Below are 1,759 nucleotides of genomic sequence, written 5' to 3' on the forward strand. Positions count from 1 at the left end.
TAATAAGTGATGCTAAGACTGAATTCAGTAAAAAGCATGATGAAGCAGTAGCAAGACTCAAGAATGAATTTGGCAAAGATGCTGTGACAACAGAAGTTGACAATGCATTTGATACACATAAAAACATCACTGGTACAACAGTAGAAGAAGTTAAAGCAAACGAACTAGCAGCCGAAAGGGAATTGGCTAAAGGCGAAGTTAAGGACACTGGAGCCAATGCAAAGAATAGAGTTAACGGCTTAAAGCATAAGAACGGAAATGACTATACTGAAGCAGAAAAGAATGCTTTAAGGAATCAGATTGAAGAAGATGTTCATGAGGCTGTTGATGCTAAAGGGACTATTGATCAAGCTCAAGATACAGCAGGTGTGGATAAAGCCCGTGAAACTGCAGTTAACAAGATTATTAATGAGTCGATTGCTGACAGTCCAGAAGGCAATAATGTAATCGAACAAGATCCAGAAGTTCTAAGAGAAAGACTTGCTCAGGCTCGAGAATCTGCAATTAAGGCCGTACAAGACAAATTTGGTAAAGATACAGATACCAGTTCTATAATTGCAGCCTTTAAAGATGCACAGGCAAAGCTTAATGAAAAGCCAAAAGACTTAGCGACTGAACTTAATGGTGAAAAAGAGATTGCTCAGGGAGCTTTAACAGATGCCAAGGCAGCTGCAAATAAGCGTGTTGATGGCAACTCCGACTACAGTGATGCAGTAAAGGGACAGATAAAGCAACAAATCCAGAAAGATTATGATGATTTTTCTAACCGCATAAAAGAGAGTGCAGCAGTTAGTGAGCTGATAACGCAAAAACGTGATGATGGGATAGCCCAGATATATCGTGATGCGACAGAAAGCAATATAAATAATACTACTGAGAATGTTATAAACGGAGGAGGCGGTCAGTTAACGCCGGTAACGCCAGCGCCAGTACCAAATAACAAGCCTGATAATAATAAAGAGCCAGAACAAACAAAATCTGAAAAAGTAGTTTTGATGCATAATGCTTATCTTTACAATAGTAAAGGTCAACGTGCAAACGGCATTACATTAGGAACCGGTTCAGTTCTTGATACTTACGGCATTGAAACAATTAACGGTGACCAATATTATGTATTAGTTGACAAGGGTGCTAATAATAAGAAGTACTATGTTGCAATTGGCAATGTTAAGAGTACAGCTCAAAAACTGAAGCACAATGCTTATGTTTACAACCAATATGGTCAACGGGTAAAGAAAGCAGGCAAACTAAAGTCAGGCGAAGTTATTACCACTTACGGCAGTAGCGTTAAGATTCGCGGTAAGAAGTACTTTATCATTGCCAAGAATCGTTATGTAAAAGCAGCAAATATTGCAAGTCAAGATGTAACATTGAGACAAACAACTGCCGGAGTGGTAGCTGGAGATCAATCTCATATCATTATTAATAAGAAGGTAATGCATAATGCTTATCTTTATGATCAAAATGGTGTTCGTGCAAACGGCTTGGTAATAAATGCTGGTTCCACGATTGATGTTTCAACTCAAAAAGTTATAAATAAGAGAGTATATTATGCACTTGAAAATGGCTTGTATATAGCTGCAGGAAATATCGATGCCAAGAAACTGAAATTGAAGCATAATGCCTATGTATACAGTAAATATGGTAATCGCCTTGGTAAGAAAGTACTGAAGAAACGTAAATCAATTAAGACTTACGGTAATCCAGTAAAGATTAAAGGTAAGAAGTACTACACTATGACAACAAGCAAATTTGTTAA

At 37.6% G+C, this 1,759-nt stretch carries 1 protein-coding gene; it reads left to right on the forward strand.

The features are described 5' to 3' along the window. On the forward strand, positions 1 to 1,759 hold a 1,759-nt coding region (locus tag LDM90_RS08410), incomplete at both ends, for an SLAP domain-containing protein (protein WP_223898848.1).

The organism is Lactobacillus huangpiensis (assembly GCF_019972815.1).
In the GTDB taxonomy this organism is placed as follows: domain Bacteria; phylum Bacillota; class Bacilli; order Lactobacillales; family Lactobacillaceae; genus Lactobacillus; species Lactobacillus huangpiensis.